This window comes from Mesorhizobium sp. M1365, assembly GCF_040317865.1.
Classification (GTDB): domain Bacteria; phylum Pseudomonadota; class Alphaproteobacteria; order Rhizobiales; family Rhizobiaceae; genus Mesorhizobium.
In genome coordinates, this window is the sequence record NZ_JAMYLG010000024.1 from 32,542 (window position 1) to 56,749 (window position 24,208).

Below are 24,208 nucleotides of genomic sequence, written 5' to 3' on the forward strand. Positions count from 1 at the left end.
GCCGAGCACTGTTCGAACGATACCCGCCATCGTGGTGATGGGGGTTGCCGGCTGCGGCAAGTCGGTTGTCGGCGAAGCGCTTGCAGCGGCATTGGGCGCCGTCTTTATCGAAGGCGACAGGCTGCATCCGCCCGAAAACGTCGCGCGCATGGCGAGCGGCCAGCCGCTCACCGACGCGTTGCGCGAAGGCTGGCTCGACGCGATCGGCCAGCGGATGGCCGCGTCGGTCGCAAGCGGACAACGTGTGGTCGCCGCCTGCTCAGCGCTGAAACGCAGCTATCGTGATCGCCTGCGCGGCTTTTGCGCGGATATCGTTTTCGTTCACCTGGAGATCGACCCGGCAACAGCAAAACAGCGCGTCGGCAATCGCAAGGGTCATTTCATGCCGGCAAGCCTGGTCGACAGCCAGTTCGCCACGCTTGAGGCGCCAGCGGCGGACGAGGCGGCAATGACCCTGGATGGCACGCGTCCGGTCGCCGACACCGTCGCGACCGCCTTGAGCCTGCTCGCGCGCTAGATTTGCGACGTCAGTTCGACCGGGAAATCGTCATTGTCGGCGTCGCGCATGGCCGCGAGGCTGCGGTTGTCCAGCACCTCGGCGATCGCCTGCCGGACCTCCAGCATCATGTGCCGGACCTGGCAGGTCGCCTCGTCGCAATCCTCGCAGCGCTGGTATTGCGTGCGGCTGGCGCAGGGGATCGGCGCCAGCGGCCCGTCGAGGACACGCACGACATGGCCGATCTTGATCTCGGAAGCCGGCCGGGCAAGGCGGTAACCGCCTTCCTTGCCCTTGCGGCTCTGGACGAAGCCGGCGTTACGCAACTCGCCCAGGATGGCATCCAGGAATTTCTTGGGGATGTTATTGGCGACCGCAATGTCGTTGACGAATGCGAGCTGGCCGACCGGCAGGCCCGACAGATGCACGAGGGCCTTGAGGCCGTATTTGCCTTTTTTGGTAAGCATGCCCCGAGTCAACCCATGAAGCCCCAACCACCTGCGTCTGGCGGCTGTTTGTGTGCAAATCATGACGGTTTGATCACGCGAAGCCGTTCGCGAAAACAAGCCGTCCGTTCTCACGGTAGGCACAAACGCGTTGATTCTTTGTAACGTTTTGGACGGAATGCGCCTGGAAAGTGCCAGAAATCACCTTTCGCAGCGCGAAAGCAAAGAAGCCGGCAAAGCCGGCTTCTGTCAAAGTTGGAATTTCGCCTCAGCGGCTGCCATAAGTCTGGTCGAGCAGGCCGCCCGCTGCAAAGTGCTCGGCCTGGACCTTGGCCCAGCCGCCGAAGACCTCCTCCACCGTCAGCAGGCGGACATCGGGAAACTCAGCCTTATATTTGGCAGCGACCGCCGCGTCCCGGGCCCGCAGGCCGTTGCGGGCGGCGATGTCCTGGCCCTCCGGTGTATAGAGGAAGTCGAGATAGGTCTTGGCGAGATCGCGCGTGCCATGCTCGTCTGCAACGGTGTCGACGATCGCCACCGGAAATTCCGCCAACAGGCTGACCGAAGGCGTTACCTGCTCGAACTTGTCCTCGCCATACTCCTTGCGGACGCCGCGCGTTTCCGACTCGAAGGTGATGAGTACGTCGCCGATTTCGCGCTGCACGAAAGTGGTGGTCGCGGCGCGCCCGCCGCTGTCGAACACCGGCACGTTGTTGAACAGCTTTGTCACGAACTCCTTCACCTTGGCATCGTCGCCCTTGAAGGCTTCCTTGGCGTAGGCGGTGGCCGCGAGATAGGTGTAGCGCGCATTGCCCGATGTTTTCGGATTAGGGAAGATCACCTGGACGTCGTCGCGCACGAGATCGTTCCAATCCTTGATGTGCTTCGGATTGCCGGCGCGCACCAGGAAGGAGGGCAGCGAATAGAAAGGCGAGGCGTTGTCCGGAAAGTCCTTCTGCCAGTCGGCGGAGATGAGGCCCTTCTTGACCAGGAAGTCGATGTCGATGACCTGGTTGAACGTGACCACGTCGGCGCCGAGGCCTTCGGCGATGGCGCGTGCTTGTGCCGAGGTTCCGGCATGCGACTGATCGATGGTGACGCCGGGGTGGCCGGCGACGAACGCCTTGTTGACCTGCGCAAACAGTTCGCGCCCGACATCATAGGAAGCATTGAGCAATTTGTCGGCCGACCAGGCTTGGGAGGATGCGAGGAAGAGGCCGGCCAACGTGGCGACGCCAAGCAAAAATCGCTTCATGAAAACAGGCTCCAATGCCATGAGCTTAATGCCGGACCATAGCGGCAAGGCATCGTGCGCGACGAGGCACGCAGAGCGGCCGCTCCACGTTGTCGATAGAAGAAATATTCCCGCTGTGGGCGATTTCTGGTTTTTTCTTTCAGGCAGAGTCTCAGGACAGCTTGGCAGCGGCGCCGATGCCGTCGGCGTGCACGATGGTTCCCGGCCGGCCAACGCGGTGCAAGGCGATTGCATCGCCGCCCTGTCTGGCATATACAAATAGTATATACAAGGGAGCTGTTGTCATGTCTCAACACCGCCATTCAACAACCCCGCCGAAGGAGGCGAAGCTGTTTCGTAACAATCGCAGCCAGGCGGTGCGCATTCCCGTCGAGTTCGAACTTCCCGGCGAAAAGGTCTTGATCAGCCGTGAAGGCGACCGCCTGATCATCGAGCCGGTCCGCAAACCTGGCCTCACCGCACTGCTCGCGCAATGGGCGAAAGAGCCGCCGCCCGGTGCCGAGGAAGACTTTCCCGAAGTCGAGGATATACCTGTCAAATCCGAGGAATTTTTTTGATGCGGTTCATGCTGGACACGAACATTGTCAGCGACATGATCCGAAATCCGGCCGGGAAAGCCGCAAGCGCTGTCCTGCGCGTGGGAGACGCCGCCGTGTGTACCAGCATCGTGGTCGCGTCGGAACTGCGATATGGCTGCGTCAAGAAAAGATCAGCCAAGTTGCACAAGAAGGTCGAGGAATTGCTGGCTGAGATTCCCGTCTTGCCGCTCGATGTGCCGGTGGATGCCGAGTACGGCGCGATTCGCGCAGAACTGGAAGGCAGGGGCCAGACCATCGGCCAGAATGACCTTTTTATTGCTACCCACGCCCGTGCGCTTGGAACTACCCTGGTGACCGCCAACACCGGGGAGTTCAACCGGATCAAAGGCCTGAAGATCGAGAACTGGCTGGTGTAGCGCCTGATAGAGGATCAAGCAGCCGGAAAAAGCTTCCAGCGCCGCGGCCTGAAAGCCACGCGACTTTTCTGCGCCGCCGGATGATCGACGGGCAATTCGATCTCGACCCGCTGACGTTCGCCGCCGATTTCGAGCTCGACCCGCCTGGTGCCGGCGACGCGGCGGCTGGCGGCGACCGTGCCGGCGATGCAGCCGTTGCATTCTTCCACCAGATCGACGTCGTGCGGGCGAAAGAACAGCGTCGCTTCGCCTTGCGGTGCGTGCGGCGCGGAAAGCCCGATCGGCCGGTCGGCGATCCAGACCTGGCCGTCCTCGACCTTGACCGGAAGCGAACTCGATTCGCCGATGAAGCCGTAGACGAAGGGAGAGTTCGGCGTGTCGTAGATCTCGTCGGCGGTGCCGACCTGCTCGATGCGGCCCTGGCTCATCACCACGACACGGTCGGCAAGCTCCAGCGCCTCTTCCTGGTCATGGGTGACGAAGACCGTGGTGTGACCGGTGGCGTCGTGGATGTCGCGCAGCCAGCGGCGCAGTTCGCGGCGCACCTGCGCATCGAGCGCGCCGAACGGCTCGTCGAGCAAAAGCACGGCCGGTTCGATCGCCATGGCGCGGGCCAGCGCCACGCGCTGGCGCTGGCCGCCCGAAAGCTGTGCCGGATAGCGTTTTTCCAGACCGGAAAGCTGAACGAGGTTGAGGAGTTCCGAGGCGCGGCGTCGGATTTCCTTCGCCGACGGGCGTGACGGCCCGTGCCGGACCTTGAGTCCGAAGCCGATATTGTCGGCGACCGTCATATGGCGAAACAGCGCGTAGTGCTGGAAGACGAAGCCGACATTGCGCTCCTGAATCGACTTTTGGGAGGCATCCTCTTCGCCGAAGAAGATCTTTCCGCGGGTCGGCCGCTCCAATCCGGCAATCAGCCTGAGCAGCGTCGTCTTGCCGGAACCGGACGGTCCCAGCAGGGCGATCAGTTCTCCCGACTTGATGTCGAGCGAAACGTCGTGGAGGGCCGGAAACCGCTCAAACTCCTTGCGCACGTTGGCAACGCGAACTTCCATGCAAATCCCTTTTGTAGTTGATGCATGCCGTTATCCCAAAACCGGTTCCCACTTTTGGGCGACATCAAATCTTTGTTTTATGCATGTCGTTGTCCAAAAACCGCTACACACTTTTGGGCGACATGCATTTGTCAGTGTCCGCGCGTCGCGGCGATCTCGGCGCCGTAGCGCATCTCGAGAAGTGTTTTCAAGACCAGCGTGACGAGCGCCAGGCCGGCAAGCAGCGAAGCGACGGCAAAGGCGGCGGCGGCATTGTACTCGTTATAAAGGATTTCGACATGCAGCGGCATGGTGTTGGTCAGCCCGCGTATGTGGCCCGACACGACCGAGACGGCGCCGAACTCACCCATCGCGCGGGCATTGCACAACAGCACGCCGTAGAGCAATCCCCATTTGACGTTGGGCAACGTCACGTACCAGAACGCCTGCCAGCCATTGGCTCCAAGCGACAGGGCAGCCTCCTCGTCGCCATTGCCCTGTTCCTGCATCAGCGGGATCAATTCGCGGGCGACGAAGGGGAAGGTGACGAAGACGGTGGCCAGCACGATGCCCGGCACGGCAAACAGGATGACGATGCCATGTGCTTTCAGCCAGGCGCCGAGCAGGCCTTGCGCGCCGAACAAGAGCACGTAGACAAGCCCCGAAATGACCGGCGAGACGGAAAAGGGCAGGTCGATGAGTGTGGTCAGGAACGCCTTGCCCTTGAACTCGAACTTGGCGATCGCCCAGGCGGCGGAAATGCCGAAGACGATGTTGAGCGGCACCGAGATCGCCGCGACCAGAAGCGTCAGGCGGATCGCTGAGCGCGTATCCGGTTCGCCTAGCGCCTGTGTGTAGGCCTCGATGCCCTTGGCGAAAGCTTCCTTGAAGACGATGATCAGCGGCAAGAGCAGGAAGATGGCGAGGAACGCAAACGTTACCGCCATCAGCACGGCTTGCGCAGGGCGGCTTTCGGTTACCGCCGCCGAGCGGCTTTCGTGGTGCGGCGCGTAGGATTTGATCTCCGGGTCAGCCATAGCGCTTGCGGCTCCAGGTCTGCACCAGGTTGATGACCAGCAGCATCACGAAGGACAGCGCCAGCATGATCGCCGCGATCGCGGTCGCCGCGGCATAATTATATTCCTCGAGCCGGATGACGATCAGAAGCGGTGCGATCTCGGATTTATAGGGCAGGTTGCCGGCGATGAAGATAACCGAGCCGTACTCGCCGACGCCGCGCGCGAAGGCCAGCGCGAAACCGGTGACGATGGCCGGTGCCAGTCCGGGAAGCAGAACACGGCTGATGATCTGGAAGCGATTGGCGCCGAGCGTGGCGGCCACTTCCTCTACCTCTTTGTCGATTTCCTCCATGATCGGCTGCACAGTGCGCACGACGAAGGGCAGCCCGATGAAGATCAGCGCGATGACGATGCCGAGCGGCGTATACGCGACCTTGATGCCGAGCGGCGTCAGCAGGCTTCCGATCCAGCCATTCGGTGCGTAAAGCGTGGTCAAAGCGATGCCGGCAACCGCCGTCGGCAGCGCGAAGGGCAGGTCGACCATGGCATCGGCGATGCGGCGGCCTGGAAAGCTGTAGCGCACCAGCACCCACGCGACGATCGTGCCGAAGACGACGTTGACGGCGGCGGCAATGAAGGCGGTGCCGAAGCTGATTTCAAGCGCGTTGATGGTGCGGCGGTCGGTGACGATCGCCCAGAAGTCGGTCCAGCCGAGCGCCGCCGAGCGCCAGATCAGCCCGGACAGGGGAATGAGGATGATGAGGGTGAGGTAGGCAAGCGAGAAGCCGAGCGTCAATCCGAAACCCGGAATGACGCTCGGCTGCCTGAATCGCCACCCCGCCTTGGCGGGTGCTGTGGTCATGTCGTCCTGATCTAAATGCTACTGGGCCGGCTTGTAGATCTGGTCGAATATACCACCATCGCCGAAATGATAAGGCTGTGCTTTCTTCCAGCCGCCAAAAAGCGGGTCGTCGATGGTGACCAGCTTGATCTCAGGCAGCTTGGCCAAGTCCTCCGCCGGCACCAGTTCGGGCTTCGAAGGGCGATAATGGTTTTTGGCGATGAGCGTCTGGCCTTCCTTGGAATAGAGGTAGCTCAGATAGGCTTCGGCAACTTTGCGCGTGCCTTTGGTGTCGACATTGGCGTCGACCACGGCGACCGGCGGCTCGGCCAGGATCGAGGTCGGCGGGTAGACGATATCGAAATTGTCGGCGCCGAACTCGTCGAGCGCCAGATAGGCCTCGTTTTCCCAGGCGAGCAGCACGTCGCCCAGCCCCTTTTGCGCGAAGGTCACGGTGGCGCCGCGCGCACCGGTGTCGAGAACCGGGACATGCGCATAGAGATTGCCGACGAATTCCTTGGTCTTGGCCTCGTCGCCGCCATCCTTGGCGCTGGCATAGGCCCAGGCGGCAAGATAGTTCCAGCGCGCGCCGCCGGAGGTTTTCGGATTGGGCGTGATCACCTGGACATCGTCCTTGACCAGATCGCCCCAATCATGAATGCCCTTGGGGTTTCCCTTGCGGACGAGGAAGATGATCGTCGAGGTGTAGGGCGCCGAATTGTTTTCGAATTTCGTTCGCCAGTCGGGATTGATCTTCTTCGTTTTCGAGACAATGGCGTTGATGTCGCCTTCGAGCGCCAGCGTCACCACGTCGGCGTCGAGCCCGTCGATCACGGCGCGCGCCTGGGCGCCGGATCCGCCATGCGACTGCTGGACGGTGACGGTCTCGCCTGTCTCGGCCTTCCAGTGGGCGACAAAGGCCTCATCGAATTGCTTGTAGAGCTCACGCGTCGGATCATAGGACACGTTGAGAATGGTGGTGTCGGCAAACGCGAAACCGAGCGTGCCGAACTGGACAGATGTGGCGACCAGTGCGCCGAGCAGTTTCCTGAAATGAGGTTTGGTCATTTCCGCCTCCGTTGAACTCGCGCCAATCTACCGAATTGATAGAATTTAGATGCATTCAATGTTGCCTTTTTTGGCCTATTGAAGCAATTTTTCGCCTAGTTTCGGCGATGCGAGAAACTATTTTCCCCGCATGGACCATGATTGCGCTCCCGACGCGATTATCTAGAGACGGCTAGCTCTTCGGCAATGGCTGCGTCGCGCCCGAAGGTTGCGGCCGGCTATTCGGCGGTAACGGGAAAGTTGAAGCGCTCTTTTGGAAACGGCTCGTTCTCCAGCGTGAAGTGCCACCATTCGCGGGCGTAATTCTTGAAGCCGCGGGCACGCATCGCCTCGACAAGTCTTTTGCGGTTAGCCGCCGCTTCACTGGCTATCGGTCCGTGAGCCGTTTCGCTCGCTGGATCGAAGCAGTCGAAACCCGTGCCGAAATCGAGCGTGTCGGCGTCGGTCGCGCCGCAGGCCGGTTTCGGAGCGCTCTTGCGGTCGGCTCGCGCGATCGCGGCATCGACCGTCGATCCGCGCGAATGGGTGGACAGTTCGCCGATATAGCCCTTGGCGATGAGATCCTTGCGCTTGACCTTTGGGTACCATTGCGGGTCCGGTGGTCCACTCTTTTTTGTCCAGTCACGCATGTCGGAGACAGCCCGCGCAGGGCGATAGCAGTCGAACACGACCAGCGTCAGTCCTTCGGCGGCAATCGCTTTCTGCACTGCCGAAAGCGCTTGCGCCGCTTGCCTGGTGAGGACGCACACCGGCGCATCGTAGCCGCTTACCTTGCGATGCAGGAAATTTTCGAGGCCGGCATAGCGGATATCCTGCCGGATTTTGGGATCGATGTCGGCTAGCCGAACAAAGGTGGCGGGGAGGGTGTCAGCAAAGGCCGAGGAAATACCGGCGGCCGAAAGCAAGACGTAAAACCCAATCCCCTGAATCACCTGCCGGAAATTATTCAAGGGAAACTTTCACTCGACGAAAACCTTCACACTGGCCGCGCGTCCCGCCGCGTCGATCACGGTCAGGGTCGAATAGCCGGCGCCGTCCGGCTGCCAGGTCGCGGTGCGCCGCCGGTCGATGCCGACCAGCGGCTTGCCGTTGGCCAGCCAGCGGAATGGTGCGCGGCCGCCTTGCAGCTTGAGCACCAGCGGCGAGGCGTCGGCCGAGGAAGTGCCGAGATCGACGCGAGCGCCGTCGGGCGGAAAGATGATGGTTGGCGCAGGTTCGGTCGGCGTCGCCTGCACCAGCCCATCGGTGCCGGCGCCGAAGCGCGTCAGCGTCACCGGCAGTTCCTCGCGTTTCGGACGCCGGACGCCGGACGGCTGGCTCGGCAGTGGTACGGCGGCCAGGCCGGAACGGACAAAGCCTTCGAACAGGATGGGCGCAGCCGAGACATAGCCGGACAGGCCGGGCACCGCACCGGCGTCGGGGCGGCCGACCCAGACGCCGAGCACGTAGCGGCCGTCGAAGCCGACCGACCAGGCGTCGCGATAGCCGTAGGAGGTGCCGGTCTTGTAGGCGATGCCGCGTTGGGCGGCACCCTGGGGAGGCTTGACGCCTGACAGGATGTCGGTGATCTGCCAGGCCGCCTGCCCGTCGAGGATGGTGGTGGTCGAGCGTTCGGCATTCGCCGGCTCGGTGCCGTCATGCAGCGTGTGTGCCTTGCCGCCATTGGCAAGGCCGGCATAGAGTTGGACCAGGTCGCGCAGGGTCACCCCGACGCCGCCGAGGCCGATCGCCAGGCCGGGCGCTTCGTTGACGGGCAGGATAGGGGTCACATCGGCCTGGCGAAAGCGTGCCATCAGCCGGGCCGGGCCGACCGCGTCGAGCACGCGGATCGCCGGCACGTTGAGCGACAATTGCAGCGCCTGCCTGATGCTGACATCGCCCTGATAGCCCATGTCGAAGTTCTTCGGCCGATACCCGGAGAAATCGGCTGGGCTGTCCTCGATCAGCATCTCCTGCGCCACCAGGCCTTGTTCGAAGGCGAGGCCGTAGATGAACGGCTTCAGCGTCGAGCCAGGCGAGCGAACGACCTTGGTCATGTCGATCCAGCCCGAACGGCTGGCATCGAAGAAATCGGCAGAGCCGACCTCACCAAGAATATCGCCGGTACGGGCATCGGCCAGTACCATGGCCACCGAGAGGCGAGGGCCGAGCCTGGCGGCCGCATCCTTGGCCACCTGCTCCAGCCCTTCCTGGACACTCTTGCGGATCGTCAGTTGCAGCTTCTGGCCGGGAATGGCCTTGGACAGCATCGTATAGGCCGCATGGGCAGCGAGCGCCGGCAAGGTCCGCCGCAGCCCCGACACATCGTCGAGCGCGGCACGCGCGGCCTCACGTTCGCCGAGCAGGCCTGCCGAGACCATGCGGGTCAGCACGCGGTCGCGGGCAGCATGGGCGACGTCGAGGTTGCGGTCAGGGCGCCGCTTTTCCGGCAATTGCGGCAAAGCGACGAGCAGGGCCGCCTCCGAGACCGTCAGCCGTTTCGGCTCCTTGCCGAAATAGGCAAGCGAAGCGGCGCGCACACCTTCGAGATTGCCGCCATAGGGCGCCAGCGTCAGATAGCGTTCGAGGATCTCGCGCTTGGAAAGCCGCCGTTCGATCTGGAGGGCGCGCAGCATCTGCTTGATCTTCGAGCCGAGGCTGCGGCTGTCGCGCGGTTCGATCAGCCGGGCGAGTTGCATCGGCAGCGTCGAACCACCGGAGACGATATGGCCGCTGGTCGCGAACTGGCCGGCGGCACGCGCCAGTGCCAGCACGTCGACGCCTTGATGATCCCAGAAACGCTTGTCCTCATAGGTGACCAGCATGTCGACGAACTGCTTGTCGACCTGGTCCAGGCTGGTGGCGAGCCGCCAGTAGCCATCCGGCGTAGCGAAGGCGCGCAGCAGCTGGCCGTCTCGGTCCTGCACCTCGGTCGAGACCGTCAAAGCAGCCGGCAGCGGCGGCGGAAATGCGCGGTCGAGCTGCCAGAGGCCGAAGGCGGTGATTGCCGCGAGACCGGCCAAGGAAATGCCCGTGATGGCCGCTCGGCGCAGGAATTTTCTGGAGAGCATGGCGCCGCCCCTCATCCGCCTGCCGGCACCTTCTCCCCGTTTAGTGACGGGGAGAAGGGGGCTGTCGCGACCCTTGGCGCCTTTTCTGCGACGTTAAAGTTCGGCGAAAACTTCGGCGCATGGCTCTTTCTCCCCGTCTCTATACGGGGAGAAATGCCCGGCAGGGCAATGAGGGGCAGCGCCATCGCCATATTCCTATCCTTACGGCGCCTTGACCTCCATCATGCCGGTGGCGGTGCGGGCCGAATATTGCGGCCGGTACATGTCCTCGATCGTTGCCGCCGGGTGGGCGTAGGTGCCCGGCGTCACCGCGCGCACGACGTAGGCGAGCGTGATGTTGCGGTCGCCGTCGCCGTCGTTGGGATTGAAAGCCGCGACGAAACGGTCGTCGCGGAATTCGAGATGAGCGGCATCGGTCTGCGCCAGCCAGGAGAAGTTCGTCAATTGGGCGCTGGAGACCAGGCCCGGATTGTCGATCTCGAAGCCGGCCGGCAACAGGTCGGTGATCAGCAGTCGCGAAGGCCAGGTGTTCTGCTCGTAAACCTTGAGCACGACGACATAGCGTTCGTTCTGCTTGACCTCCGTCACGTTGGCCTCTGTGCCGTCTAGCTTGTAGTAGGTACGGCTGATGGTAAAGCCGTTGCCGCCGGCCGGCAGAGGCTGGATCGGCGAGGCCACGGTGGTGACGACCGCCTGCAGCGGATTTCTGCCGGTGTTGACGATGGTCAGCGGACTGTCGGCCAGGTCGCCACCGGCGATCTGGTCCGAATAGCCGCCGGCATGCGGTGCGCCATTGACGGTCAGCGCGATCGAATCATTGCCGGCCTTCAGCGCGCGGGCGGCCAGCAGCATCCAGGACTCGTCCTGTGTGCTGGTCCATCTGGCGTCGGCGCGTTCCCTGGTCACCAGCTGGATCAGCGCCGGCACGATGGTCGGCACCGGCTTGCTTTCCGCGGCAAGCGCCAGGATCGCCGCGCCGTCGCGAAGCGGCGAGCCATAGTCGGACCGGTAATAGTCATATTCGGGCGTCGACTTGGCCAGTTGCAGCGCGGCCTGGAAGGTTGCCTCCGAGCGCTGGGTGTCACCGTAGAGCGCGAGAGACGCCGCCAACTGGGCGACGGCCATCGGGCTGGTAAAGGCTTCGAGCTGGGTGTCGGCATAATAACGCAGATCGCCGACCGAGGCCTTCTTGTTGCGGGCAAGCACATAGAGCGCATAGGCGATCTCGCTGCCGCGATCCTGGACGTCCTGATCGTAGCCGATCGCGTTCTGCAGATTGCTCAGCGCCTGGTTCATCGCCAAAGCCGGCACGTCGTATTTCTGCTCGCGCGCCCGGGTCAGGAAATCGGTGACATAGGCGTCGAGCCACAGATCGCCGGAACCCGGACCCCACAGGCCGAAGCTGCCGGCCGATGCCTGGTAGCTCAGCACCTTGTAGATAGCGTCCTGGACGCGGCCATGCAGATCGGGGTCGCTGGCCATGCCGATGCCGGAAGCCATCTCGTTGACGTAGAGAAGCGGCATGGCGCGGCTGGTGGTCTGTTCGGCGCAACCATAGGGATAGCGGTCGAGCGTCATCAGCAGCGACGGTACATCGAAGGCAGCCGCCTGCGAAACGCCGACGCTGATCGAAGCGCCATCGAGCAGGCTTGCCGCCAGCAGTTCCTTGTTGACGCGCAGCGCGCCGCCATTGCCCTTGAGGTCGACGACCATGCGGGTGGTCACCGGCAGTTGCGCTGGGCGCACCGGCACATAGAGCGTCTGCTCGACAGCGGTGCCGTCGGCATGCGCAAGCTTGATGGTGATCGAGGCGTTGCCCGCGGTCCGCGCAATCAACGGCACGGTCAGCGTCTGCCGCTTGCCTTTGGCCAGCGTCAGCTTTTCAGGCAAGGCGGCACTGCCGGTAGACAGGTCGCCCGTCGTGTCGATGGTCAGCTTGTAGTCGCCAGCAGGGCCGTCGGTGTCGGCGACATCGAGCCGCATGACGGCGGAATCGCCGGGCGCCAGGAATCGCGGCAGGCCGGCGGTGATCACCACCGGATCGCGAACGATGACGTCGGACTGGGCATGGCCGACTGCTTCCTTTGTCCAGGCGACGGCCATGACGCGCACGGTGCCGTTGAACTGCGGTATGTCGAAGTCGATCCGCGCCTTGCCGTCGGAGTCGAGCTGGACCGGGCCGGAGAAGAAGGCGACCAGCTTTTCGGTCGGCGGACTGCCTTGCGATTGCATGTTGGCGCCGTCGCCGCCGGTGCGCAGCTTACCGGTTGTGCCCAGCGAGCCGTCGATCAGCCGGCCATAGATGTCGCGAACCTCGAGACCGAGCATGCGCTGGCCAAAGAACCAGTTCTCCGGATCCGGTACCTTGTAGTTGGTCAGGTTGAGGATGCCGACGTCGACGGCCGCGACCATGACATAGGCGTTGGTGCCGGGCTGCACGCCGGCTACGGCCACCGGGATCGACAGCTGCTGGCGCGGCATGGTCTTGTCCGGCGGCGCCAAGCTGACGGCAAGCTTCCGCGAGCCGGGATCGAGCTTCAGCCATTTGACGCCGATGGCGCGCGCCGGCATACGCGTCTCTTGCGCATCGCCCGGCCTGAACAGCGTTGCCGTGACGTAGGCGCCGGCACCCCAGTCGTCGCCGACCGGGATGTCGACGGTGCTGCCGCCGGCCGGCACGCTGGCGGTGACGGTCTTCAGGAGCTTGTCGGCGCCGATGGTGACGAGCAGCTCGCCGGCAAAGTGCGGCGACACTTTGAGCTTGGCCACTTCACCCGCCGCATAGGTATCCTTGTCGAGGGCGATCTCTAGGCCGTCGGGCGTTTCGGTGGTGGTGGAACTGACATACCAGCCGGCGTCGAACTCGTAGCTGGTGGCCGGGCCTTCCGGATCCGCTGTCTCGATCTCGAGCCGGTAGCGGCCCCAGTCGACCGGCAGCGACACCGTCGCCTCGCCATCGGCGCTCAGGTCGACCTGGCCGTTGGCCACCGCCTTGGTGAAGGTGACCGGCTCATAGTTCCAGGAGTTGCTCGAGCGGTACCACTGGTAGCTGCGCTCGACCTTGACCAGCGACCACTGCGCGCCCTTCAGCGCCTCACGCTTGCCGTCTGGGTCGACAGCGATCAGGCTGAACTTGGCCGTGCCGCCTTGCGGCACCTCGTCGTCGTCGAAATCCGGGCGGATGCCGATCATGTGGCCCTGCGGGCGGATGCCGATATTCAGCGAGCGCTCGACGGCACGGCCGCCGGTTTCACGCATCCTGACAGTGACCTTTGCATCGACCAGCTTGGTGGTGGATGGCAATTGATCGACGGAGACCGGGAAAGTCGCCTTGCCGTCCTCGCCGACCACCGGCAGGCCGGTGAAGGGCGTCACCGTCGGTTCAGCCGACTGTTCGTCGGCCAGACCGAAAGAATAGCCTTTGAAGCGGTCCCAATCGCGGGCGGTCGACAGCGTCAATTCGCCTTCGAGCGCGAGGCCCGCGGCCGGCGCGCCGTAGAGAAAGCGGCCGTCGACGGTAATGTTGGCGGTCTCGCCCTGGGCGATCTCCTGCTTGTCGGAGGACAGGTCGAACTCGATGCGGTCCGGCACGAAGTCCTCGACCAGGAACATCTGGCTGGCGACCGCCGCCTGCTTGGGATCGGTATGGATCGCCACCGTCCAGGTGCCGCGCATGGCGTTGGGTTCCAGCGGCAGGTCGACAGCGTGACCGCCGGCCGATGCGCCGTCGCTGACGATGCGGCGGTCCTCGACGCCGTCGGGCCGCGAGAAGATGAAGGTCAGCGGCAGGTTCTCGACCGCCTTGGCGGCACTGTCGCGGGCAAGGGCCGCGACATGGACATCTTCGCCGGCGCGGTAGATGCCGCGCTCGGTCCAGGCATAGACGTCGAGCGCGCCAGGTGCCGGCCGTCCGGCGACGCCACGGTCGGACAGGTCGAAGCCGGCGCGGCCCATATCGAGGAAGACGAAATCGTCGTCGCCCTGTTTGGCCATCAGCACGGCCGGGGCCATGCCGCTGTCGCCGCGCGTCAGGCCGGGATTGAACACCGCCCGCCCTTCCGCGTCGGTGGTCGCGGTGCCGAGGATTTCATTGTTCCTGGCCAGCAGCGTCAGCTCGGCGCCGGCGATCGGCTTGGCGGTTGCGAGCGAACGGGCAAAGACGTTCAGCCCATCCTGTCCGGTATAGGTCGACAGGCCGATATCGGAGACGACGAACCATTGCGTGGCGTGCGAATCATAGTCGTCGCTGCGATCGTTGACGGCTTGTGCGGTCAGCACATAGACGCCGGGCTTGCGCTTCGGCAAAGCCTCGTCGATTGGGAAGGAGGTGGTGACTTCCTTGTTGAGGTCGTTGGCGATGTCGAGCTGGCCTTGCCAGACCGGCTCGCCCATCTGTTCGGAGATGTTCGAAATGTCGTAGCCGTCAAGCTGGCGCAGGAACTGATATCCCGACAGAAGCTGGGCCAGCGAGCGGTCGCCGATGCGGAAGAGCTTCATTTGGGCGGCATTCATGTTGACGGTGACGACCGGTATACCGCGGCGTGCGCCGGCGGGCAGCACGAAGCTATCGCCGGTGAAGCGGGCCGAAGGCGCGCGGTCCTGCACGTAGATCGACAGAACCACCGGTGCCGCGGTGACCTCGCCAATGGCGGCCGGCAAGCCGGCGCGGAAGGTCACGTCATAATGTTGGCCGTGCTCGAGTCCTTCGACGCAGATCTGCTTGTCCTTGGCTTCGACGCCCTTGGGAGCGGCGTTGTCGACAGTAACGAACTGCGAGTAGTCGACGCCGGTCTTGACCAGTTCCTCGGAGAACTGCGCGCAGATGCGTGGCGCGCTGGTGTCGGCATCGACGGTATGATCGATGACGCGGAAGCCCTTGCGGGCCTTGAGATCCTGATAGGCGGCCCTGACTGCCGGCGAATTGACGAGAGCGAGGCTCGCCTCGTAGGCCTGCAGGGCCGGCCTGTAGAGATCGCGGCGATCAAGGCCGTCCCCGAGCAGCGCCAGCACGTCGGCGCGCGTCTTGGTGGTGCGCAGCAATTTGTAGGCGTTGAAGGCGGCGGAAGTGGCGTTCGCCGGTAGGGTCGACGGCTCCGAGCTGTTGGCGGTCGGATGGACGGCAAGCGTTTCGCGCGCCAGCTCGAGCCAGAGCTGGCCATCATAAGGCAACACCGAAACCGCCGCTTCGTATTTGTGCATGGCCGAGCGATGGTCGCCCGTCAGCGCCGACTGTTCGGCGGCGGCCCTCAGCGCCGTCAGCCCCTCTGTCGGCTTGGTGTAGGTCGGGCCAGTGAGCTTGTTGCGGTATTGCTGGGCCTGGTCGGCCATCCAGTTGGGGAAGAAGGCGAGTTCGGGTGGCGCGCCGATGTCGGGATCGCCATCGATGTTGACGATCTTGCCGGCGACGGCGCCGCCGAAGGGTTTCAACGAATTGTAATCGGATTTAAGGAAGCACCATTTGGCCTTGAGGTTGTAGGTGAAGGCGCGGCAGGCCGGGTCGCCGAGGCAGGTGGTCTTGCACTGGTCGAGGCTGACATTCTGGTCGGATCTGAGATCGAAACCGAAATAGTCGGAATTGTCCGATGTCACCACCCGCCGGGCTTCGGCCGCTTGCGCGACACCGCTCCAGGCAAAAAAGAGAAGGAAAAGAATCGATAGACCACGAGCCGCGCGCATTGCCATAAACCCCTCCAGACAAGTGCTTACGTCCAGAAATCTTCAAGCTTCAGTCGCGCTTGTCAACATCGGGACGCGGCAGGATCCGCCTGCCAACGGTTTGCTTTCCGGCCGGTGACCGGTAGTAGCTCCATAGGACAGGGGATCACGCTTTCTTGCGGCGACGCAGAAGGTGTGAGTTCCAAGCCCTGTCTATTTCAGCAATTGGATTGTGGCCCCTTTACGAGTGCTTCAGAACTTCATTCCAATTTTAGGTTTGCGAGCTAGGCTAGGAGCGTAATGCCGGCGTATGAAAGGCAGATGTCGGGAGGAACCGCGCCACGGCGCGCGCTTTCGCGCGCCCTGCTTTTCGCATTGTTGTGCTCTACGGCACTTGTTGCCGAAACCGGAAGTGCGGCAGCCTTCGAGATTTTCGGCATCAAGCTGTGGGGATCCAAAGACGAAGATGCCGATATCGTCGACCCGCTGCGCTATGCGGTGACGATCGAGGCGCCGGACGCCGACAAGGATCTCGCCGAGAAGCTCGAAAACGCCTCGGCGTTGAAGGCCGACGAGGAACACCCGGTATCCGGTTCTCTCGGCCTGCTGGCCAAGGCGCGCAGCGACCGTGAACAACTTGTTGCCGCACTCTACACTGACGCCCGCTACGAGGGTGTCGTCACCATCACTATTCAGGGCAAGCCGCTCGACGATCTGCCGCCCGATGCCGAGTTTTCGGGTCCGCAGCCGATACCGGTGGTGATAAGCATAGCAGCCGGGCCGAAATTCACGCTTGGCAACATCAGGCTGGAAGGCGATGCGGCGGGGCTGGCAAGTGCCGATTTCGGTCTGATCGCCGGCGGTGACGCCAGTTCGGGCGCCGTGCTCAAGGCCGAGGCGGCGATCGTGCGGGCACTCAAGCAAGAAGGCAGGCCGCTGGCCAAGGTGACGGGCCGCGAGATCGTCGCCGAGCACGCCGGTTCGACGCTCGACGTGACGCTTGCCGTCGCGGCTGGCCCGGTCGCCGGCTATGGCGACACCACTGTCGAGGGCACGGAAAAGGTCGACCGCGACTTCACCGAATATATGACCGGCCTTAAGCGCGGCCGCCAATATTCGCCCGATGAGATCGACGATGCGCGCGACCGGCTGCTCGGGCTCGAGGTCTTCAACAGCGTGACGGTGAAGGAAGCCGACGCACTCGACGCCGAGGGCAACATCCCGATCGGTGTCCAGGTAAGCGAACGCAAGCCGCGCTATTTCGGCATTGGCGGCAGCTTCTCAAACACCGAAGGGCTGGGCCTCGAAGGCTATTGGGGGCATCGCAATCTGTTTGGCCGCGCCGAAAAGCTGCGCATCGACGGCAAGATCAGCGGCATCGGCAGCAACGACTTGACCCAGCTCAATTACAATGCCGGCGTCATGTTCGAAAAGCCGGGCGTGGTCGGGCCGGCGTCGAAATTCATTGCCAGCGTCAATACCGTGCTGGAACACCCCGACGCCTACGACCATTTCTCGGTCAAGGGCAGCACCGGCCTATCCTACGAATTGGACAAGAAGCAGACGGTTTCCGCGCAAGTCGCGCTGGATTATTCGAGGATCCACGACGCTTTCGGCAAGCACACCTATCTGATCGCCAGCATTCCACTGCAATATGTCTACGACAATCGCGACAGCAAGCTCAATCCGACCCGGGGCTTCAGGGTGCTGGCCTATGGTGAGCCGAGCTACGACATTTTGAGCGGGGCTGCGTTTGTCAAGCTGAAGGGCGAGGGGTCGGCCTACCAGTCACTCGATTCGGCCTCGAAATTCGTTTTCGCCGAACGTGTCGCCATCGGCTCCATCATCGGCGCCAGTCTTCAAGATGTTCCGGCAGATCGACGCTTCTACTCAGGCGGCGGCGGTTCGGTGCGCGGCTATGCCTATCAAGGCATCGGCCCGAAGGACAGCAATGGAGAACCGATCGGCGGGCTTTCCTTCTTTGAGACCTCGGTCGAGATGCGCATCGCCGTCACCGACAAGATCGGCGTCGTGCCGTTCGTCGATGCCGGCACGGTGTCGACCAGGCAGGTCCCCGATTTTTCGGACATGAAGGTCGGCGCGGGTGTAGGCTTGCGCTATCTGACGGCGTTCGGGCCGCTGCGCGTCGACGCGGCGGTGCCTCTCAACCGCGGTCCTGACGATCCTCATTTCGGCATTTATGCCGGCATCGGCCAGGCATTCTGATGGCAATATTCAGGCGCATCCTCCGTATTCTTTTCTACACGCTGCTCATCGTCGTGGCAGCGGCGGTGGGGGCGCTCGTCGTGCTGACCAAAACCGAGCGCGGCCGCGAAAACCTTGCCGGCATCATCTCGACCATGGCCTCGACCGGCGACCGCAAGGTGACTGTCGTCGGCATCGACGGCATCTGGTCGGGCGCGCTGAGGGTCGATCATGTCGTTCTGGAGGATCGCGAAGGCGCCTGGATGGTGGCGCGCAACGTGGCCGTCGACTGGTCGCCGCTGGCACTCCTGTCGAAGAGCTTCAGCGCCGATCGCATTGGGGCCGAGCGTATCGAGTTGGCAAGGCTGCCGGTGGCCAATACACAGCCGAGCCAAAGCGGAGCGACGACGCTGCCGGTTTCCATCGACGTCAGGCAACTCGACCTTCCCGAAATCGCGCTCGGGCAGGCTCTGGCCGGCAGCGGTGTCGCCGAACTTGCAGCCAAGGGAGCGCTCAAGGCGGACGCCTCTCCATTGGCGATCGAGACCAACCTCAACATCGTTCGCCACGACGGCAAGCAAGGCACGGTCGACGCCAAAGCCCATTTCGCGCCGGCCGACAACAAGCTCGACCTCGACCTTAAGGCATCCGAGCCGGCCGGCGGCATCATCGCCAACCTGCTCAACCTGCCGGGCGCGCCGCCGGTCAACATTGTCGTTTCCGGCACCGGACCGCTCGCCAACTGGAATGGCATCGGGACCTTCGTTGTCGACGGCCGGATCGTCACCCAGCTTACCGGTCGCCATCAGCTCACCGACAACGGTCATTATGTCGAGGCCAACGGCGATGGCGAATTCGAGCGCTTCCTGCCCGAAACCCTGAAACCGCTGTTTGCCGGCAAGACCACCTTCGACCTCGCCGGCACGGCGACCGCGGCCGGCGGCGTCGATGTCGAGCGCGCCAATATCGACAGCGGCGCCTTGCACGCGACCGCCGCCGGCATTGTCGATCCGAACGGCGCCAGCGACCTTTCGGTGAAGCTCGCCGCAAAGGGGCCGCCGATCGTGCTCAGCCTCGGCAGCGAGGCGCAACCGATAACCGTGGCAATCAAGGATGCCACGGCCCGCGCTTTCGGCGATGGCAAGGCGCCGATGATGGATATCGGCGCGTCGCTGGTCTCGGTGGTGGCGGGCGGCACGCGGGTGGACGACCTGATCGGGCAAGTGCATTCCGATGGTTTCGACATCCAGAGCCGTAGCGGGCCGGTCACCATCAAGCTGACGGCGGCCGACCTGAACACCGACGTCGCGACTTTGGCGCCGCTGATAACGGGCAGGGTCAGCGCCGGTCTCGCCGGCTCCGTCAGCAAGGAACAGATTGTCGTCGACGAAGGGACGCTACGCAGCGACGCGCTCAATGCGTCCGTAACAGCCACAGTGGCGCTTGCCGATCTGTCGATGACGCTCAAGATGAATGCCGACGCGGCTTCGACGGCGCTGCCGCCGCAAATCAGCTCGGTTCTCGGCGAGCGCGTGCAGTTTTCCGCAACCGCGACACGCGACCCGGACGGTGCGTTCGCCGCCAACGCATTGCAACTCACCTCCGGTACGCTTAGCGCCAGCGGCACCGCCAGTGTGCAAGGCACCGATATCCGAGCCGATATCAAGGGTACGCTGGGCGACGTGTCGGTGCTGTCGCCGCTGGTCGGCGCCAACGTCGGCGGCGCCGTCGGTTTCGGGCTTACCGCAAGCGGCGCGCGCAGCGCACCGGATTTCTCGGTTTCGGCCAACAGCGACAGCCTGACGGCGTCCGGCCATACGGTGAAGCAGATCAGGCTGAGCGCGAGCGGCAAGGCCGATATCGCCAGTCCCGCCGCCGATGTCTCGCTGACCGGCTCGGTCGACGACCAGCCGCTCGACCTCAAGGCATCGCTGGTCACAACCGACGGCAAGCGCTCCATCAATGGACTTGCCGTCTCGTTAGCCGACAACAAGGTCTCCGGCGACCTCGGGCTCGACGACAACCTGCTGCCGCTCGGCACGTTGACCCTCGATGCCGCCGATATTGCTCCGCTGGCCGCACTCACAGGCCAGTCGGTAGCCGGCGACGTGCGCGGCACCATCCGCTTTGCGAACGACAACGGAGCGCCGACGGTCGCGATCGATGCGACGAGCACCGTGATTTCGCGCGGCGAACTGGCGGCGAAGACAATCGCCGTCAACGCGCTGGTCGCCAATTATCTCAAAGCACCGGCAATCGCCGGCAAGATCAAGGCCGACACGATCACCTCTGGACCCACGGTGATCAGCGGCATCGATGTCGACCTGAAGCGCGATGGCGACTGGACCGGCTTTAGCGGCGGCGCCACGGTCGCCGGCATTCCGGCCAGCGCGTCCGGGCGGGTCAGGGTTGCGAACGGCACCACCAGCATCGAGCTTGCCTCGGGCGAGGCGACCATCCGCGGCATCAAGGCAGCTGTCGCGCAGCCATCAGCGCTGACAATCGCCAATGGCAGGGTGAGCATAGAGAAATTGGCGCTCGGTGTCGGCGGTGGTTCGGTTGCCGTGTCGGGTACGGCCGGCCAGACGCTTGATCTCGCTGCCACCTTGTCGGCGGTGCCGGCAGCGCTTGCCAATGATTTTTCACCGGGTCTCGATGCCGTGGGCGTGCTCAGCGGCACCGCGCAGGTCACCGGATCGTCGGCTGCCCCAGATATTCGCTTCACCGCCCGGCTCAACGGCGCCGAAACCAGCCAGACCCGGCAGGCTGGGCTCGGGCCGCTGGATCTCGACGCAGCAGGCCGTTTCTCGTCGGCCAGCGGCCTGGCCATCGAGCAGGCGACGCTTGCCGGCGAGAAGATCTCCGGCAAGGCAGCCGGCACCATCAATCCGAACGGTGCCAGCGATTTTTCGCTCCACCTGGCCTCTACCGGTCCGAGCCTGCCGTTGTCGCTTGGCAGCAAGGAGAGCCCGATCAAGCTCGAGCTACAGGCGATATCGCTAACGGCGGCCGGGCAGGGCGCCCAGCCGAAGCTCGACATTTCCGCGACGCTGCCATCGGCCGCCACCAATCTAGCTATGATCGAGGGCATCACGCTTGCGCTGCACTCCGATCGCTTTGACGTGAAAGCCCGGAGCGGGCCGATCTCCGGCACCGTGACTGCCGAAAAAATCGGCATCGACAATCCGACTATCGCGCCGCTGATCGCCGGCAAGGTCACCGCCAAACTCGCCGGCAGCCTTGCCGCCGATGCCATCGTCATCGATAGCGGCACGGTGACCAGCGACGCATTGAACAGCGGCTTCAACGGGCGGGTCTCGCTGGCCGACGGCGCCATCGACCTCAATGTCAAGGCGGACGCCGCCTCGGCGGCGCTGCCGGCGGCGGTGCGTGGCGTGCTCGCCGAGCGAACGCAATTCAGTGCCGCGCTGAAGCGGGACGCCAATGGCAGTGTCACCGCCAATACCGTCAGGCTGTCGTCCGGTTCGCTGACGGCAGGCGGCCAGGCGAGCCTTGCCGACAACAAGCTCAGCGCCGACGTCAAAGGCGCGCTAGGCGACGTCTCGCTGCTATCCAAGGACGCCAAAGGCGCCATCTCTTTCGCGCTGAATGCGCAAGGCGCCAGCATCGCGCCGGATCTGTCGCTGACTGTCAACAGCGACAGGCTTTCGGTCGCGGCGCGCGAGATCACCGGTCTGAAGCTTACTGCCACCGGCAAGGCTGATGCCGCCAACCCGGCTGCGAATGTGCGACTCACCGGAAATGTCGGCGGCCAACCGCTGCAGGGCAGCGCCGTGCTGGCGACATCGGACGGCAAACGCGCCATCAACGGGCTTTTGCTGTCGCTCGGCAAGAACCGTATCTCCGGCGACCTGGCGCTCGACGATGCCTTCGTTCCGGCCGGCACCGTGGCGCTCGACCTGCCCGATATCGGTCCGCTTGCGGCCCTGGCACTGGAAAAGGCCGATGGCGATGTGCGCGGCACGATCGCCTTCTCCAAGGCGGGTACCGTGCCGCAAGTCGCCGTCAAGGCGACGACGGCCTCGATCTCGCGCGGCGATGTCTCGGCCAAGGCCGTGAGCATCGATGCGCTGATCGCCAACTATCTGGCGGCACCGGTGATCTCGGGCAAAATCCGTGCCGACAGCGTAACTTCCGGCGGCACGGCTATTCGGGGCGTCAACGTCGATCTCAAGCGCGACGGCGAATGGACCGGCTTTTCCGGTGGCGCCACCGTCAAGGATATTCCGCTGAGGGCGGCCGGCCGGGTCAAGGCGGTCAAGGGCACGACGACGGTCGAACTTGCCTCCGGCGAGGCGACCATCCGCGGCATCAAGGCGGCCATCGCCCAGGCCTCGACCATCAACATCGCCAATGGAGTGACCAGCCTCGACAGGCTGGTGCTCAACCTCGGCGGCGGCACGGCGACGGTCACGGGCAAGGCTGGGCAGGCGTTCGACCTCAACGCGACGCTGGCCCGCGTCCCGATCTCGATAGCCAACAGTTTTTCGCCGGGCCTCGATGCCGCCGGTTCCATCTCGGGCACGGTGAAGGTGACGGGCGCGCCGGCCAATCCGGCCGTTGCCTTCAAGATCGACGCCGCAGGCGTTCAGACGTCGCAGACCCGTGGTGCAGGTTTCGGCGGCATGGGCGTTTCATCCTCAGGTACGTATTCGGGCAACAGACTGACCTTCGACGCCAACATGAGCGATGCCGCCGGCCTCGGCCTCAAGGGCGGCGGCACGATGACGACATCAGGCGCGCCCACCCTTGATCTCAACTTTTCCGGCAAGGTGCCGTTCGCCTTCCTCACCAGGACACTCGCCGCGCAAGGCCTGTCCCTGAGCGGCACGGCCGACGTCGATGTGCAGGTGCGCGGCCCGGCGACGTCGCCGGTGATCTCAGGCACGGTCCGCACGTCAGGCGCCCGCCTGCTCGACGCGCGCTCGGGGCTTGCGATCAACGACATCACTGCCGATGTCGCCGTCGGTGGCGGCGTGGCAAGGATCAATCGCCTGACCGGCACGCTGTCGACGCGCGGTAGCCTTTCGGCTAGCGGCACCGTCGGCATCGATCCGGCTAAGGGTTTTCCGGCCGATCTGTCGATCACGCTCGTCGACGGCCGCTATACCGACGGCAAGGTGGTCACTGCCAATCTTGGCGGCGACCTGACCGTCAAGGGACCGCTCACCTCCGCGCCGGTGATTTCCGGTACCGTCAACCTGGCCAAGACCGTCATCACCGTACCCGAAAAGCTGCCCGGCTCGCTGGCCGAGCTCAACGTCAAGCACAAGAATGCGCCGGCCGCCGTGCGTGCGCAGGACAAGGCGTTGCGCCCGGCCGCTGCAAGCAGTGGTGGCGGCGGCAGCGGCCTCAATCTCGACGTCACGGTCAACGCGCCGAGCCAGATCTTCATCCAGGGCAGGGGTGTCGACGCCGAGCTCGGCGGTTCGCTGCGGCTGACCGGCCCGGCATCGTCACCCCAGGCGGTCGGCACCTTCACCTTGCGGCGCGGACGGTTGACGATCCTTGCCAAGCGGCTGACCTTCACGGAAGGCACCGTCGGCTTTTCCGGCTCTCTGGTGCCCTACCTCAATCTCACGGCGCAATCGAAGACGACCAGCGCCACCGTGACTATCGTGGTATCAGGCGAGGCGAACAACCCGAAATTCACCTTCTCCTCGGTACCCGCGTTGCCGGAGGATGAGGTGCTGGCGCAGCTGATCTTCGGCCGTTCGATGTCGAACCTGTCGCCGCTGCAGATCGCGCAGCTTGCCGAGGCTGCCGGACAACTGGCCGGCGTCGGCGGCTCGACCTCACTACTGCAGAACCTGCGCAGCGCAATCGGCGTCGACGATCTCGACGTAATCACCGATGAACAGGGTGGCACCGCCGTCTCGGCGGGCAAGTATCTCAACGACCGTACCTATGTGACGATCCAGAAGGGCGACAGGCCGGGCTCGGGCAAGGCAACCGTCGATCTCGACGTTGGGCGCGGCGTCAAGCTGCGTGGCGAGGCAACCGACGCCGGCGAAGCAAAAGGCGGTGTTTTCTACGAACGGGAATATTGAAACCGGCCGTTCGCGCAGAACAGCTGGTTGCCTGAGAACGAGTGGCGCAGCGGCGAATGTCCCAGTTTAATTGCCTGTGGGGATTTCGGACGAAATCCCTGGCGCAGTAGCAA

Annotated in this window: 15 protein-coding genes; 5 read left to right on the forward strand and 10 right to left on the reverse strand. The window is 64.0% G+C overall.

The window, feature by feature from the left end; genetic code table 11:
- Positions 1 to 37 precede the first annotated feature (37 nt).
- Positions 38 to 517, forward strand: a complete 480-nt coding sequence (locus NKH04_RS22465; protein ID WP_353045000.1) for a gluconokinase — start codon at positions 38 to 40, stop codon at positions 515 to 517.
- Here NKH04_RS22465 and NKH04_RS22470 read toward each other — a convergent pair.
- The gene (locus tag NKH04_RS22470) at positions 514 to 963 is read right to left on the reverse strand and encodes an RrF2 family transcriptional regulator (protein ID WP_006202816.1); all 450 of its coding nucleotides are present in this window, start codon (positions 961 to 963) and stop codon (positions 514 to 516) included. The genes NKH04_RS22465 and NKH04_RS22470 overlap by 4 nt on opposite strands.
- A gap of 247 nt (positions 964 to 1,210) precedes the next feature.
- Positions 1,211 to 2,197: a sulfate ABC transporter substrate-binding protein gene (locus tag NKH04_RS22475; protein WP_353044990.1), complete on the reverse strand. Its 987-nt coding sequence runs from the start codon at positions 2,195 to 2,197 to the stop codon at positions 1,211 to 1,213.
- A gap of 284 nt (positions 2,198 to 2,481) precedes the next feature.
- Between NKH04_RS22475 and NKH04_RS22480 the strand changes: the two genes are divergently transcribed.
- Together NKH04_RS22480 and NKH04_RS22485 are read left to right on the forward strand one after the other, a co-directional pair.
- A complete protein-coding gene (locus NKH04_RS22480) occupies positions 2,482 to 2,754 on the forward strand; it encodes an antitoxin (RefSeq protein WP_352997196.1) in 273 nt (90 codons plus the stop codon).
- Complete coding sequence (locus NKH04_RS22485; protein WP_502913445.1) at positions 2,754 to 3,152, forward strand: type II toxin-antitoxin system VapC family toxin; 399 nt, start codon at positions 2,754 to 2,756, stop codon at positions 3,150 to 3,152. The genes NKH04_RS22480 and NKH04_RS22485 overlap by 1 nt, the downstream gene beginning before the upstream one ends.
- Before the next feature lie 14 nt (positions 3,153 to 3,166).
- Here NKH04_RS22485 and NKH04_RS22490 read toward each other — a convergent pair whose 3' ends face one another.
- From NKH04_RS22490 to NKH04_RS22525, 8 genes are all read right to left on the reverse strand, one after another.
- Complete coding sequence (locus tag NKH04_RS22490; RefSeq protein ID WP_352465240.1) at positions 3,167 to 4,207, reverse strand: sulfate/molybdate ABC transporter ATP-binding protein; 1,041 nt, start codon at positions 4,205 to 4,207, stop codon at positions 3,167 to 3,169.
- A 131-nt stretch (positions 4,208 to 4,338) separates the two neighbouring features.
- Positions 4,339 to 5,223, reverse strand: a complete 885-nt coding sequence (gene cysW / locus NKH04_RS22495) for a sulfate ABC transporter permease subunit CysW (protein WP_352473513.1) — start codon at positions 5,221 to 5,223, stop codon at positions 4,339 to 4,341.
- Positions 5,216 to 6,067, reverse strand: a complete 852-nt coding sequence (cysT, locus tag NKH04_RS22500) for a sulfate ABC transporter permease subunit CysT (protein WP_352771332.1) — start codon at positions 6,065 to 6,067, stop codon at positions 5,216 to 5,218. Before cysT ends, cysW begins: the two co-directional genes overlap by 8 nt.
- An 18-nt stretch (positions 6,068 to 6,085) precedes the next feature.
- Positions 6,086 to 7,114, reverse strand: coding sequence for a sulfate ABC transporter substrate-binding protein (locus NKH04_RS22505; protein WP_353044992.1), 1,029 nt, complete (start codon positions 7,112 to 7,114; stop codon positions 6,086 to 6,088).
- A 218-nt stretch (positions 7,115 to 7,332) separates the two neighbouring features.
- Positions 7,333 to 8,046: a M15 family metallopeptidase gene (locus tag NKH04_RS22510; RefSeq protein ID WP_353044993.1), complete on the reverse strand. Its 714-nt coding sequence runs from the start codon at positions 8,044 to 8,046 to the stop codon at positions 7,333 to 7,335.
- 27 nt (positions 8,047 to 8,073) lie between these two features.
- The gene (gene pbpC, locus NKH04_RS22515; RefSeq protein WP_352542440.1) at positions 8,074 to 10,164 is read right to left on the reverse strand and encodes a penicillin-binding protein 1C; all 2,091 of its coding nucleotides are present in this window, start codon (positions 10,162 to 10,164) and stop codon (positions 8,074 to 8,076) included.
- Positions 10,165 to 10,175: 11 nt separating this feature from the next.
- Positions 10,176 to 10,355, reverse strand: a complete 180-nt coding sequence (locus tag NKH04_RS22520) for a hypothetical protein (protein WP_352542439.1) — start codon at positions 10,353 to 10,355, stop codon at positions 10,176 to 10,178.
- Positions 10,356 to 10,365: 10 nt separating this feature from the next.
- A complete protein-coding gene (locus NKH04_RS22525) occupies positions 10,366 to 15,846 on the reverse strand; it encodes an alpha-2-macroglobulin family protein (protein WP_353044994.1) in 5,481 nt (1,826 codons plus the stop codon).
- A gap of 273 nt (positions 15,847 to 16,119) precedes the next feature.
- Here NKH04_RS22525 and NKH04_RS22530 point away from each other — a divergent pair, with 273 nt between their 5' ends.
- Both NKH04_RS22530 and NKH04_RS22535 read left to right on the forward strand, forming a co-directional pair.
- Positions 16,120 to 18,045, forward strand: a complete 1,926-nt coding sequence (locus NKH04_RS22530) for an autotransporter assembly complex protein TamA (protein ID WP_352473521.1) — start codon at positions 16,120 to 16,122, stop codon at positions 18,043 to 18,045.
- Positions 18,045 to 24,095, forward strand: coding sequence for a translocation/assembly module TamB domain-containing protein (locus NKH04_RS22535; RefSeq protein ID WP_353044995.1), 6,051 nt, complete (start codon positions 18,045 to 18,047; stop codon positions 24,093 to 24,095). The genes NKH04_RS22530 and NKH04_RS22535 overlap by 1 nt, the downstream gene beginning before the upstream one ends.
- Positions 24,096 to 24,208 lie beyond the last annotated feature (113 nt).